Origin of the sequence: Streptomyces sp. CLV115, from assembly GCF_038448545.1 — a bacterium.
Taxonomy (GTDB): Bacteria; Actinomycetota; Actinomycetes; order Streptomycetales; family Streptomycetaceae; genus Streptomyces; species Streptomyces sanglieri.
The window spans coordinates 37,615-50,458 of the sequence record NZ_JBCEWQ010000052.1 but is presented as its reverse complement, the minus strand read 5'-3'; the positions used below and the strand labels follow the sequence as shown (position 1 = coordinate 50,458).

Sequence of the window (12,844 nt, the reverse complement as noted above, 5' to 3'; positions counted from 1 at the left end):
GTACGGCGGTGGGCGGCCCGGGTTCAGGAACTTCGGGCCCCGACCGCTCTGAGGCACAGTGCGGTGATGCTCTCCACGACGGGCTCCGGACCGGTTCGCGCGCCGACCGGCGAGAGCGGGCCGAGCAGCGCCTCGCCGATCGCCCCGATCACGGCGGCGGCCGACAACTGGGCGTTCTGCCGGGGCAGTTCACCCGCCGAGATGCCCGCGACGACGACCGTCTCGGCGAGCAGGTGGTAGCCGCGCCGGTAGCTGAGCCGCTCCTCCTCGACGAGCGGGTCGACCGGTTCGGCCAGCAGTGCCCAGGCCGTACGGGGGCTGTTCAGCGCACGGTACGAGAAGACCTCGACGAGCGCGCGCAGCTGCTCGGCGGAGCCGCTCCGCGTCTGCACCGCGCCTCGTACCGCGCTCAGTTCATGGCCCGCGACATGCCGGAAGACGGCGGCGAGCAGCTCCTGCCTGGAGGCGAAGTGGTGGTGCACGCTGCCGGTGGCGACGCCGGCCCGCCGGGCGAGCGCGGAGACGCCGGCCGCCGGATACCCACCCTCCGCGAGCAGCTGCCGCGCCGCGTCGAGCAGCCGCTCGCGGTGGGCGAGGCGGGTCTCCTCCGTGCGGGCGGTGGGTCGGTAGGCCATGATTTGAACCCCGATTCATATCTTCTGTTGTTCAGCCAACCACTGTTGTTCTCCGCGTGCAATGGCCCGTCGCGCAACCGGGCGACTCCGCGCCGGAGGCGTCCCGCGCCGGTCAGGGGCCGTCCGCGTCCGGCCCGATCTGCTGCTCGGTCCACAGGGTCTTGCCGTCGGCGCCGTACCGGGTGCCCCAGTGGGCGGCGAGCTGGGAGACGATGAACAGTCCGCGCCCGCCCTCGTCGACGGTGCGGGCGTGGCGCAGATGGGGCGAGACCGGGCTGCCGTCGTGCACCTCGCAGGTGAGCGTGCGGTCCAGGATCAGCCGGAGCCGCAGCGGAGGGGCTCCGTAGCGGACCGCGTTGGTGACCAGTTCGCTCACGATGAGCTCGGTCGCCTCGATCGTCTCCTCGTCGAGGTGCCAGCCGTCGAGCCGGTCGCGCACGAGGGTGCGGGCGACGCCGGGGGAGGTCAGGTCGCCGGGCAGGTCCCAGGTCGAGAACCGGTCGGGCGGGACGACGCCGGTGCGGGCGAGGAGCAGGGCCGCGCCCTCGGGGTGCGCGTCGGCGGGCAGGTTGTAGAACACGTCGTCGCACAGGTCCTGAAGGCCGCGGCCGTGATCGGACAGGGCCTCGCGCAGACCGGCCGGCCGTCGGCCCTCGGGCATGGGGGTGCCGGAGAAGAACGCCAGGACGCTGCCTTCGTCGAGCGTGAAGGTGCCGGTGGCGAAGGGGGCGCTGTCGACGGAGAAGAGCCGGGGGCCCTCGGGTACGTCCAGCGGGACCGTGGTGCCGTCGGGGGCGAGGAGACCCGCGGTCGCGTTCCCCGCCCGGGCGATGGTGCAGGTGCCGGCGAACGGGTCGTGGACGGCGTACATGCACGTGGCCGTGAGGGACTGCCCGAGCAGCCGGTCCGCGGGCGGCAGCTCCTCCCGCTCCCTGGCCAGGCGGTCGGCGGTGTCGGCCAGTCTGGCCAGCACCTCGTCGGGCTCCAGGTCGAGACCGGCCAGTGCGTGCAGGGCGGTCCGCAGCTGGCCCATGGTGATGGCCGTCTGGAGCCCCGGACCCTCGACGGCGCCGACCACCAGCGCGGTGCGGGCGCCGGAGAGACCGATGGTGTCGAACCAGGAGCCGCTGTTGCGTCCGGGCAGCAGGACATGGGCGGTCTCCAGGGCGACGTTGTCGTCGTCGCTCTGCGGCAGGAGCCGGCGCTGAACCGTGGACGCGATCACATGGTCGCGCTCGTACTGCCGGGCGTTGTCGATGCTGAGGGCGACATGGGCGGCGGCCGTCAGTGTCAGCGGGAGGTCGTTCTCCTCGAAGGGCTCCGAATCCCGGCACCGGTAGAGGCTCACCAGGCCGAGGACCGTGCCGTGCAGTTTCAGCGGCACCACGATCATGGAATGGGCCCCGGTCGCCCCGATCAGCCGCGCGCTCTCGGGGGCGGTGGCGAGCCAGGGCGTACGGGCGCCGATCCGTACCAGGCGGGGCCGGAGGTCCGAGACGGCCAGCGCGTAGGGCGTACGGGCGGGCAGCCGGCGCATCTCGCCCACGAGGCCGTCCCGGTGGCCGTCCGCACCGTGGGCCCGCAGGGCCACGCGGCGCAGCGGCACGTCGTGCCCCAACGGCCCCGGCGGCGGATCCGACCCCCGCAGCACCTCGTCCACCACCTCGACGACGGCCAGGTCGGCGAAGACCGGCACCACGGCCGTCACCAGCCCCTCGCAGGTGGCCGCCACATCGAGCGACCTGCCCACCCGGGTGCGCACCGCGGCCAGACAGGCCGCCCGGGTGCGCGCCTTCTCCTGCTCGTCGACATCGACGACCGTGGCCAGCAGGCCGAGCGTCCGCCCCCGTGCGTCGTCCAGCCGGTGGACGTCGACCTTGAGACTGCGATCGGGGCCGGGGTCGTCCATGAGCCTGCCGCGGACCACCAGGTCACGCACGGCCACCCCGCTGTCCAGCACTTCGCGCAGCACCCGCTCCGCCTCGTGCGGCCGCTCCACCCGGTACGCGTCGGTGAAGTACTGCCCTGTCGGGGGCTCGGCCGGAGCGGCGGGGAGGAGGTTCGTCCGCACCACCCGCAACTTCGTGTCCAGCACATGCAGCCCCACGGCGGACTGGGTGAACAGGGTGTGCATGATCGCCGCCGTCATGTCGCCAGCCCACGCCGAAGCGGGCACCGTCGCACCGGCGTCCGACGCGTCCGACACGGATTCACCCCCATCAGGCTCCGCCGCCTGTGCGGATCGGCAGGTCAGGGACAAGCGTCGGCGCACCCCGCGGACTTCGCCACCCGGGGACTCTCGCAGGGTGCCCGAGGCGCAGATGTGAGAGTTGACTCTCACGTATTATGAGAGGAAGCTCTCACGTCATGGATTCCCACAACCGACTGGGCGATATCGAGATCACCGATCCGCAGGCCATGCGGGCACTGGCACATCCGGTGCGACTGGCGATCCTCGACCAACTTCAACGGCACGGACCCGCCACCGCCACCCAGCTCGCGCCCGACGTGGGAGCGACTCCGTCCGTGACCAGTTGGCATCTGCGCCACCTGGCAGGATTCGGACTGGTCCGCGACAGCGAACCCGGCCCGGACCGCCGCCAGCGGCGGTGGGAGGCGGTGGCGAGCGGCTTCCGGTTCGAGATGCCGCAGGACCCGGCCGACGAGGAGGGCCGGTCGGCCGCGCGGGTGCTGTCCCGGGAGATGTTCCGGCGCTCCGCCGGCCTCCCGGGCCGATGGGCCGCCGAGGTCGAACCCGGACTCGACCCGCAATGGCTCGGACAGGCCGGGCTGGCCGACACCCGCGTCGTCGTCTCCGCGGAGGAGCTCGCGGCGATCGAGGACGGCATCGAGAGCCTTCTCGCGCCCTACGTCACCCGCGACACGGCCGAGCGGCCCGCCGGGGCCCGCGGCGTCCGGCTGCTGCGCTACGTCCTGCCGGAAGGCGCCGGGGAGCAGACCGGGCGGACACCGTGACCGGCCCGGCGCGGAGCGCCGAGCCGTCGCTCTGGCGGGACCGGCTGTTCCGCCGCTTCTGGGCCGGTCAGTCCGTCTCGCAGTTCGGCGACCGGATCACCGAACTGGCGCTGCCCCTGATCGCCGTCGGCGCCCTGGACGCCACGGCCAACGAGGTGGCGTGGCTGACCGCGCTCATCTGGACCCCGAACCTGCTCGCCATGGTCCTGGGGGCCTGGGTCGACCACCGGGCCCGCAAACGCCGTCTGATGATCCTCGCCGACCTGGTGCGGGCCGCGGTGCTGCTCAGCCTCCCGGCGGCCTACCTCCTGGACGCGGTGACCCTGGGGCAGCTGTACGTCGTGGCGCTGCTGACCGGCGCCGCGGGGGTGCTGTTCAACACCGCCTATCCGCCGTTCTTCGTGCGCCTGGTGCCACGCGCTTCCTATGTCGACGCCAACAGCAAGCTGAGCGCCGCCCGGTCCGCGTCGTTCGTCGCGGGACCGGCCATCGGCGGCCCGCTGGTCCAGGTGCTGACCGCACCCGTGGCCATCGTGGTGGACGCCCTGACGTTCCTGGTGTCGGCGGTCCTGATCAGCAGGGTCCCGGTCGCCGAACCGCCGGCCGCCGCCACCGCGGAGCCCTCGCTGTTGCGGCGGGCCCGGGACGGCCTGGCCTTCGTCGTCCGGCATCCGGTACTGCGGGCCGGGCTCGGCTGCGCGGCCACCGTCAACTTCTTCACCTTCGTGGCGGGCAGCGGACTGTTCGTGCTGTACGCCAGCCGGAGTCTCGGACTGTCCGCCGGAGCGATCGGCATCGCGTTCGGGGTCGGCGCGACCGGTGCCCTCCTCGGCGCGGTGCTCGCCCCGCGCATCTCGCTCCGCTTCGGCGTGGGGCGCAGCATTTGCCTGGGCGCGGTGCTGTTCCCGGCGCCGTTCGCCATCGCCGCCGCCGCGGGCGGCCCGCTCTGGCTGCGCGCCGGAGCCCTGGCCGCGGCCCAGTTCCTCTCGGGATTCGGCGTCATGCTGTTCGACGTCAACCTCAACTCCCTCCAGGCCACGGTGATCCCCGACGGCATGCGCAGCCGCGTGGCCGGTGCGTACAGCACGATCAACTACGGGATACGCCCCGTCGGCGCCGTGGCCGGCGGGCTGCTCGCCACCCTCGTCGGCCTGCGGGCCACGCTTCTCGTCGCCGCCGTCGGCGGGGCCCTGTCGCTGCTCTGGCTGCTGCCCTCGCCGATACCCCGCATCCGTTCCCTGACAGCGGACGACGCACCGCACGACGAACCGCACCACGCGCCGGACGACGCGCCGCAGGACGCACGGGACGACGCATCGGACAACACCGAGGGCGGCGCCGGAGACGTGGACGCCGGTAATCGGCCGGTGGCTCCATGAGACGTGTGCGGCGGCGGCCCGGTGCAAAGCATGGACACCGCTTCGGCCTCAGCCGGGAGAGTCCCCCCGAGGGGCCGGGCCGCCCAGACCCTGGTGGTCCGGGACGTCCGCGACCGCGGCCAGCAGGGGGTCGGACAGGGCGGTCGCGGACAGGCGCTCCAACGCGGCCGTGCGCCGGGCGAGTTCCGGCCTGCGCGACTGCGGCGCGGCGGCGCTCACGCGCTCCAGCAGCGCGCGCAGGCGCCGGACGATCTGCGGGTTGGACGACCCGTACAGCAGCGTCTCGTCCAGGGCGAGGGAGACGAAGTCCGCCCAGCCGGGCGCCGGGTACGACACCCGGGGTGTGCCGCCGCCGTCGAGCAGCCAGGCGTCGCCCAGGGGGCGTGGTGCAAGGCGCAGGAGCGCGTCCTCGATCTGGTCCAGGGCCTGCACCGCCGTCGTCGGGTCGTTCACGGCCGGTGAGAGCGCCCTGATCGCGATGTCGGCCAGCAGCCGGAACCCGTACGCGGCGTCCTGCTCCACGGTGCGGCTGGGACCGTACCGGACGCAGGCGCCGACGTGTGCCGGACGGACGTCCGCGCCGCGCCGGCCGCCCACCGGTTCCAGGAGCGCGATCGTGGCACCGGCCCCCGCGAAGTCCCCGATCGCGCGCACGAAGCGGATCCGGAGACCGTGGCGGGCGGCGAGCCGTACGAGCTTCGGCTCGTCGACGGAGAGCAGGACGGCCGGCCCGCCCCCGTGGACGACAGGTACGCGGGCGCCGCGGTGGGCGTCGTCGGCGGTGGGCGGCACGGGCACCGCGGGCCCCGGCGGATACGTCTGGTCGATGACGGTGCGCAGCCGTTCGCCCACCCCGCGCGAGAGGCCGCCGCCCGTCACCGCGTGCCGCAGGGAGGCCAGGAGACGGAGCACGACGACGGAATCGACCAGCACCAGCCCCACGGCGAGGGTGACGCTTCCCCGGGGCACCAGATCTTCCCGCACCTGGCTGAGGGCCACGAGCGCGTACAGGGCGGTGCCGATCAGCAGCCCGAAGAGCACCAGGTACCGGCTGAAATGACCCAGCGCCGAGACCAGCCGGGGCGACATCGACTGGACGGTCTGGATCACGAGCGTGATCGCGGTGACGATGAAACCGGCGAGCGTGATCATGCCGCCCGCGATGGCGGCGAGCGTCGCCTGCGCCGTCCCCGCGTCGAACCCCAGCCCTGTCGACGGCAGATGCCGCTCCCAGCAGGGCACGGCCCATCCGAGAAAGGCGCCGAGCACGACCAGCAGAACGGCCGCGCCGCGGCTGCGTACGTTGCGGGCCCGGTGGGAGCCCCTGCTGCGGCGGGGTGCCCGGGCACGGACGGGCGGTGTCATCGTGGTGCGTGCGGGGAGCGCGCGGGGCCGGGCGGGGATGCGGCGCTGCTCATGCCCCTCCTGACCACGATGCCGTCACGTCCGAGACCGCCATCGTGGAACCCCGCCACAGGTCCCACAAGCCGCGATGCTCCGCGCGGGCGAGGAGGCCCGGTACGGAGCCGCCTTCGATTCCCCCGTTCGGCCCGGCCCCGATCGTGCCCCGATGCCCGCCGTCGGAGGGTGGGCCGGACGAGTCCGCGCACCTCGGCCGGGGGACCGCGGGAGAGGGAGACCGAGAAGATGACCCGGAAGACAGGCTCCAAGCCCGCGCAACAGCGAATAGTGCAGGACAACTCCGCGGTACTGCGGCGATTCCCCTTCGACGACACCCGCGACCTCGACGACGCCCGCCGGGGCTTCGTCGGGACCGCCGGCGAGCAGGTGATCCGTGACGCCGCCGGACGCACCGTCTGGGACCTCCAGGCCTACGGATTCCTCGCCGGGGACTGCCCCGGCACGGCCAACCCCAGCCTGTGGCGCCAGAGCCGTCTCTCGGCCGATCACGGCCTGTTCGAAGTGGTCGAGGGCATCTACCAGGTCCGGGGCTTCGACCTGTCCAACATGACGGTGGTGGAGGGGGAGCGGGGTGTCCTGGTCATCGACCCCCTCATCTCGGCGGAGACCGCTGCCGCCGCCCTCGCCCTGTACCGCGAACACCGGGGCGACCGCCCGGTGACCGGCGTCCTGTACACCCACAGCCACGTCGACCACTTCGGCGGGGTACGGGGCGTGGTGACCGACGCCGACGTCGGGGGCGGGGTTCCGGTCATCGCTCCCAGGGGGTTCCTGGAACACGCCGTCAGCGAGAACGTCTACGCCGGCACGGCGATGGCCCGCCGCGCCGCCTACATGTACGGTGCCGCGCTGCCGAAGGGCGAGCGCGGCCAGATCGGCGCGGGACTCGGACAGACGACCTCGACGGGATCCGTCGGACTGATCCCGCCCACGCTGGACATCACCCGCACCGGGCAGACGGAGACGGTTGACGGCATCCGGATGGTCTTCCAGATGACACCCGGAACCGAGGCCCCCGCCGAGCTGAACATCCACTTCCCCGACCACTTCGCGCTCTGCATGGCGGAGAACGCCACCCACAACCTGCACAACCTGCTGACGCTGCGCGGCGCGGAGGTGCGCGACCCGAGGGAGTGGGCCCGGTACCTGACGGAGGCGGTCGGCCTCTTCGGCGACAGCACCGACGTCGCCTTCGCCTCGCACCACTGGCCCGTGTGGGGCCGCGAGCGCGCCGTCGAGTTCCTCACCGAACAGCGCGACGTCTACGCCTATCTGCACGACCAGACCCTGCGCCTGCTGAACCGCGGACACACCCCGCTGGAGATCGCGGAGACGATGGAGATGCCACCCGCCCTGGAACGGGCCTGGCACACCCACGGCTACTACGGATCGGTCAGCCACAACACGAAGGCCGTCTACCAGCGGTACATGGGCTGGTTCGACGGGAATCCCGCTCACCTGTGGGAGCATCCGCCGGTCGAGAGCGCCAGGAGGTACGTCGAGTTCATGGGCGGCGCCGACGAGGTGCTGCGCCGGGCGCACGAGTCCTTCGCCGCCGGAGACTTCCGCTGGGTGGTCCAGGTCGTCAACCACGTGGTGTTCGCCGACCCGGACAACGCCGCGGCCCGCGACCTCCAGGCCGATGCCCTGGAACAGCTCGGCTACGGCAGCGAGAACGGCACCTGGCGCAACTTCTACCTCACCGGGGCGCTGGAACTGCGCCACGGCCCGGTCGGCACCCCGACCGCCACCGCGTCCCCCGACCTCATGCGCGCCCTGACGCTCGACCAGCTCTTCGACGCCCTCGCCATCCGGGTCGACGGACCCCGCAGCTGGGACGCGGACATCTGCGTCCGCTGGAGCGTGAAGGACCGGCAGCCCGTCACCGTGCGGCTGCGCAACGGAGTCCTCACCCATGTGACGGGCGTCGGGCCCGCGGCCTGCGAACCGGACGTCGAGGTGACGCTCGACGAGGACGCCCTGCGCGCCGTGCTCCTGGGCGAGGCGTCCGTCCCCGGTCTGGTGGAGCAGGGGAGGGCGAAGGCCGACGGCGATCTCGCGAAGGTGGACGAACTGCTCGGCCACCTCGGCGAGCCCGACCCCGGCTTCGCCGTCGTCACCCCGTGAACACCGTCACCCGGGGACACGGGGGGTCGCCACCGGTGTGCCACGGCGGCGCCCCCCGCACTTCGCCCCGGGTTCACCGGATGGTTCCGGAATCAGGAAATCCTTCTGTCGGCGGCCCCGCGGTCCGGCCCCGGACCGTCGCCGCCCGCACGAAGGAGAACGACGCGTCATGTCCCACCCCGTGCCCGAATGGGCCGATCCCCAGGTTCCCGCGGAGTCGCTCGACCCCCAGGGCCTCAGCCGCCGGGGGCTGATGCGCCGCGCCGGTCTGTTCGGCGCGGCCTTCGCCGCCGCCTCGCTGCCGCTGCCCGCGCTGGCCGACAGCCGGGGAGGACGGTCCCACGGGCACGGACGTGGCCACGCCCCTGATCTCGTCTATCTGGTCGGTGACCACCACAACCACTCGGTCTACAGTCACGACGCCAAGTACACGTTCTCCCAGCTCGCCTCGGCAGGACAGAAGTTCGGCCTCGACTGGATGGTCTTCACCGAGCACAGCAACGTCGGCCACGCCGGGTCGGGTGCCGCGCAGGAGCACCGGGAGATCCTCAGGGCCCGCGCCGACAACAAGCGCATGCTGATCTTCCAGGGGCTGGAGTGGTACATCCCCGGCGCCGAGCACTGCACCGTCTTCTCGCCGCCCGGACGGCACGAGGTCGAGCTCCTCACCCGCTTCGAGGAGGCCTTCGACGGCAAGCTGCTCGGTTGGACGGCCGGTGGCCCGACGCACCCCGACACCCCGCGCAACGAGGCGCACGCCGTCAAGGCCCTCAAGTGGCTGGCCGAACAGCGCCGCACCCGGTACGTCGACGACGTACTCGTCCTCGCCAACCACCCCATGCGCCTGGGCATCGACTCCCCGCACGAGATGCGCGGCTGGCGCGACGCCGCACCCGGGATCATGATCGGCATGGAGGGTGCCCCCGGCGCCCAGGCCGGTGCGATCCCGGGCTGGCACCCGGACACCAACGTCCGCGGCGAGTACACGAATTCACCCTCCGCCGACTCCTGGCCCGGCTACCCGCGCGAGGCATACGTCACCTACGGCGGCTTCGACTGGGCGACCGCGACCGTCGGCGGCCTGTGGGACGCGATGCTGGCGGAGGGCAAGCTCTTCACGATCACCTCCAACTCCGACGTGCACCGCGTCGCCCAGGACACCTGGGTCAACGGCGAGTGGCCGCCCGGCCGGGACTTCGACAACACCGGTCGCCTCCCCGACCCGTACGACACCACCGAACCGCAGCCCGGCGGCGACTTCTGGCCCGGCCAGTTCAGCCGTACACACGTCGGCGTCACCCGGTACGGCTACCGCAACGTGATGGAGGGGCTGCGGGCCGGCCGGGTCTGGGTCGACCACGGCCATCTCATCGACGGAATCGACGTCAAGGTGCGCGGCGAGCACGGCAACAGCGCCACGCTCGGCGGCCGGCTGCGCGCCGGGCGGGGCGAGCGGCTCACCCTCACCGTCACGGTGACCGCCGCCTCCCGCCGCAACCCGTACGGTGTGCTGCCGCGGCTGGAACACATCGACGTCATCCGCGGCGCGGTCCGCGGCCCGGCCGCCGACCGCGACGACTGGCACGCCCCCGACACCCGGCTCGCCCACACCGCCGACGTCTCGGGCCGCCGGGGCACGTACACCCTGCGTATCCCGGTCGGGCGCGCGGACGAGCCGTTCTATCTGCGGCTGCGCGGCAGCGACGGCAGGCGACACGGGGCGGGTTTCCTCGGCTCGGCGATCGACCCGCACGGACCGCTGCCGCACGAGCCGGGACAGGGCAACCCGTGGCTGGACACCTGGTTCTACACCAACCCGGTCTTCGTGGACGTGGTGCGCTGAACCCGCGCGAACGGCCGGGGCGGCCCGCGGGCCGCCCCGGCCCGGCTCAGGACCCCAGCGCCGCCGAGACCACGGCCCTGGCCTCCTCCTGCACCCGGCCGAGATGGCCGGTGCCCAGGAACGACTCCGCGTAGATCTTGTACACGTCCTCGGTGCCCGAGGGGCGCGCCGCGAACCAGGCGTTCTCGGTGGTCACCTTGATGCCGCCGATCGGCGCGCCGTTGCCGGGCGCCTCCGTCAGCACGGCCGTGACCGGCTCACCGGCCAGCGTGTCGGCCGTGACCTGCTCGGGGGAGAGGCGCGCGAGCACCGCCTTCTGCGCGCGGTCGGCGGGAGCGTCGATCCGGGCGTACGCCGGCTCGCCGAACCGGGCGGTGAGCGCGGCGTAGTGCTCGGACGGCGACCTTCCGGTCACCGCGAGGATCTCCGAGGCGAGCAGCGCCAGAATGATGCCGTCCTTGTCGGTCGTCCACACCGAACCGTCGCGGCGCAGGAAGGAGGCCCCGGCGGACTCCTCGCCGCCGAACCCGAGCGAGCCGCCGACCAGGCCGTCCACGAACCACTTGAAGCCGACCGGCACCTCGACCAGCTCACGGCCGAGACCGGCGGCGACCCGGTCGATCATTCCCGAGGACACCAGCGTCTTGCCGACCCCCGCGGCCGCGGGCCACTGCTCCCGGTGGGCGTACAGGTAGTCGATGGCGACGGCGAGGTAGTGGTTCGGGTTCATCAGCCCGGCGTCCGGTGTCACGATGCCGTGCCGGTCGGCGTCGGCGTCGTTCCCGGTCGCGATCTGGTAGCGGTCGCGCTGCCCGATCAGCGAGGCCATCGCGTACGGCGACGAGCAGTCCATCCGGATCTTTCCGTCCCAGTCCAGCGTCATGAACCGCCAGGTGGGATCGGCCAGTGGATTGACGACCGTCAGATCGAGCCGGTGCTGCTCGGCGATCCGCCCCCAGTACGCCACCGACGCGCCGCCCAGCGGGTCGGCACCGATGCGTACCCCGGCCGCCCGGACCGCGTCCAGGTCGAGCACGGACGGCAGGTCGTCCACGTAACTGCCGAGGAAGTCGTACGTCCCGGTGGTCGACGCCGCCCGTGCGCGGGCGTACGGCAGCCGGCGCACGTCCTTCATCCCGGCGGCGATGATCTCGTTGGCCCGCTCCTGGATCCAGCCCGTGGCATCGGATCCGGCCGGGCCGCCGTTCGGCGGGTTGTACTTGAACCCGCCGTCACCGGGCGGGTTGTGGGACGGAGTGACCACCACACCGTCGGCGAGCCGGGCCGTCCGGCCCCGGTTGTGGCCGAGAATCGCGTGCGAGACGGCCGGGGTCGGGGTGTAGCCGTCGGCCGGATCGATGAGCACGGTCACGTCATTGGCGGCGAACACCTCGATGGCGGTGATCCGGGCCGGTTCCGACAGCGCGTGGGTGTCGGCGCCGAGGAAGAGCGGCCCGTCGGTGCCCTGCAGGGCCCGGTACTCGCTGATGGCCTGGCTGGTGGCGGCGATGTGGTCCTCGTTGAACGCGGTGGCCGTGGACGACCCGCGGTGACCGGAGGTGCCGAACGCCACCCGCTGGTCCGGCTCGGCCGGGTCCGGGTGCAGTGTGTAGTACGACGTCACCAGCCGGGCCACATCGATGAGATCCTCCGGCCGGGCCGGCTGTCCAGCTCGTTCGTGCGGCATCTGCCCACTCCTCCGTATCGGTCGGTCGTTCGGTGTTCCCCCGTCACATTTTCGCGGGTGGCCCGCGCCGGCCCGTGACTGCCCCGCCGAATTCCGCTGGCGGCCGGGCAGGACCCCGGCATAGGTTCGTCCGCGACCACGAGCGGTTCACCGCGGATCGCGTGCGACGGCGGGCTTCCGGCCGGACCAGGAGAGACGAGATGTCACGAGACGATTTCGGGCCGGACGGCCGGGTACGACTGCGCGAGGCCACCGCGGCGGACGCCGGGCCGCTGACCCGGCTCTTCCTCGACTCGCGCGCCGCGTCGATGCCGTATCTGCCGAAGGTCCACAGCGACGAGGACACACTCGCCTGGATGACCCATGTGGTGCTGCCCGGCACGACGGTGCGGATCGCCGAGACCGGCGGCGGGGAACTGCTGGGCTTCGCCTCCCTCGACGGAACCGAGCTGGAACACCTGTACCTGCGCCCCGACGCCCGGCGCCGGGGCATCGGCTCACTGCTCCTGGCCGAGGCGCGCCGGCTCGCGGCCGGTGAGCTCACGCTGTACGTCTTCCAGCGCAATGCGGACGCCAGGGCCTTCTACGAGCGGCACGGCTTCACCGCCGTCGAGTTCGACGACGGCAGCCGCAACGAGGAGCGGGTACCGGACGTCCGGTACCGGTGGACGGCCGACAGCGCGTGATCCACCCGAGACGTTGATCTCCACCGTGTGCGGTGGTTGAGTGTGGCACGCGCCGGTGGAGTTCCGGCCGACGACTCCGTGTCAACTCC

At 72.7% G+C, this 12,844-nt stretch carries 9 protein-coding genes; 5 read left to right on the top strand and 4 right to left on the bottom strand.

The annotated features are described in order from the left end of the window. Positions 1-23: 23 nt before the first annotated feature. Together AADR41_RS19510 and AADR41_RS19505 are read right to left on the bottom strand one after the other, a co-directional pair. Entirely contained in the window at positions 24-635 is a 612-nt protein-coding gene (locus AADR41_RS19510) for a TetR/AcrR family transcriptional regulator (RefSeq protein WP_342282694.1), read from the bottom strand. Positions 636-747: 112 nt separating this feature from the next. Further along, entirely contained in the window at positions 748-2,784 is a 2,037-nt protein-coding gene (locus AADR41_RS19505; protein ID WP_342282701.1) for a SpoIIE family protein phosphatase, read from the bottom strand. Positions 2,785-3,002: 218 nt separating this feature from the next. Between AADR41_RS19505 and AADR41_RS19500 the strand changes: the two genes are divergently transcribed. Both AADR41_RS19500 and AADR41_RS19495 read left to right on the top strand, forming a co-directional pair. Beyond that, positions 3,003-3,611: an ArsR/SmtB family transcription factor gene (locus AADR41_RS19500; protein WP_342282693.1), complete on the top strand. Its 609-nt coding sequence runs from the start codon at positions 3,003-3,005 to the stop codon at positions 3,609-3,611. After that, complete coding sequence (locus AADR41_RS19495; protein ID WP_342282692.1) at positions 3,608-4,990, top strand: MFS transporter; 1,383 nt, start codon at positions 3,608-3,610, stop codon at positions 4,988-4,990. The genes AADR41_RS19500 and AADR41_RS19495 overlap by 4 nt, the downstream gene beginning before the upstream one ends. A 48-nt stretch (positions 4,991-5,038) precedes the next feature. On the opposite strand, the gene AADR41_RS19490 is transcribed toward AADR41_RS19495, so the two are convergent. After that, the gene (locus tag AADR41_RS19490; protein WP_342282691.1) at positions 5,039-6,355 is read right to left on the bottom strand and encodes a DUF2254 family protein; all 1,317 of its coding nucleotides are present in this window, start codon (positions 6,353-6,355) and stop codon (positions 5,039-5,041) included. Positions 6,356-6,637: 282 nt separating this feature from the next. On the opposite strand from AADR41_RS19490, the gene AADR41_RS19485 reads away from it, so the two are divergent. Further along, positions 6,638-8,539: an alkyl/aryl-sulfatase gene (locus tag AADR41_RS19485; protein WP_342282690.1), complete on the top strand. Its 1,902-nt coding sequence runs from the start codon at positions 6,638-6,640 to the stop codon at positions 8,537-8,539. 169 nt (positions 8,540-8,708) lie between these two features. Further along, on the top strand, positions 8,709-10,382 hold the full coding sequence (locus AADR41_RS19480; RefSeq protein WP_342282689.1) for a PHP domain-containing protein: 1,674 nt from the start codon (positions 8,709-8,711) through the stop codon (positions 10,380-10,382). A gap of 46 nt (positions 10,383-10,428) precedes the next feature. Here AADR41_RS19480 and pgm read toward each other — a convergent pair whose 3' ends face one another. Then, positions 10,429-12,069: a phosphoglucomutase (alpha-D-glucose-1,6-bisphosphate-dependent) gene (pgm, locus tag AADR41_RS19475; protein WP_342282688.1), complete on the bottom strand. Its 1,641-nt coding sequence runs from the start codon at positions 12,067-12,069 to the stop codon at positions 10,429-10,431. A 200-nt stretch (positions 12,070-12,269) separates the two neighbouring features. Between pgm and AADR41_RS19470 the strand changes: the two genes are divergently transcribed. Continuing rightward, on the top strand, positions 12,270-12,755 hold the full coding sequence (locus AADR41_RS19470; RefSeq protein WP_342282687.1) for a GNAT family N-acetyltransferase: 486 nt from the start codon (positions 12,270-12,272) through the stop codon (positions 12,753-12,755). Positions 12,756-12,844 lie beyond the last annotated feature (89 nt).

What these genes read in the sequence shown, in the direction of transcription:
- pgm (WP_342282688.1), bottom strand. Translation starts at nt 12,069, where the DNA reads ATGCCGCACGAACGAGCTGGACAGCCGGCCCGGCCGGAGGATCTCATC.
- AADR41_RS19500 (WP_342282693.1), top strand. Translation starts at nt 3,003, where the DNA reads ATGGATTCCCACAACCGACTGGGCGATATCGAGATCACCGATCCGCAG.
- AADR41_RS19485 (WP_342282690.1), top strand. Translation starts at nt 6,638, where the DNA reads ATGACCCGGAAGACAGGCTCCAAGCCCGCGCAACAGCGAATAGTGCAG.
- AADR41_RS19470 (WP_342282687.1), top strand. Translation starts at nt 12,270, where the DNA reads ATGTCACGAGACGATTTCGGGCCGGACGGCCGGGTACGACTGCGCGAG.
- AADR41_RS19480 (WP_342282689.1), top strand. Translation starts at nt 8,709, where the DNA reads ATGTCCCACCCCGTGCCCGAATGGGCCGATCCCCAGGTTCCCGCGGAG.
- AADR41_RS19505 (WP_342282701.1), bottom strand. Translation starts at nt 2,784, where the DNA reads ATGACGGCGGCGATCATGCACACCCTGTTCACCCAGTCCGCCGTGGGG.
- AADR41_RS19490 (WP_342282691.1), bottom strand. Translation starts at nt 6,355, where the DNA reads ATGACACCGCCCGTCCGTGCCCGGGCACCCCGCCGCAGCAGGGGCTCC.
- AADR41_RS19510 (WP_342282694.1), bottom strand. Translation starts at nt 635, where the DNA reads ATGGCCTACCGACCCACCGCCCGCACGGAGGAGACCCGCCTCGCCCAC.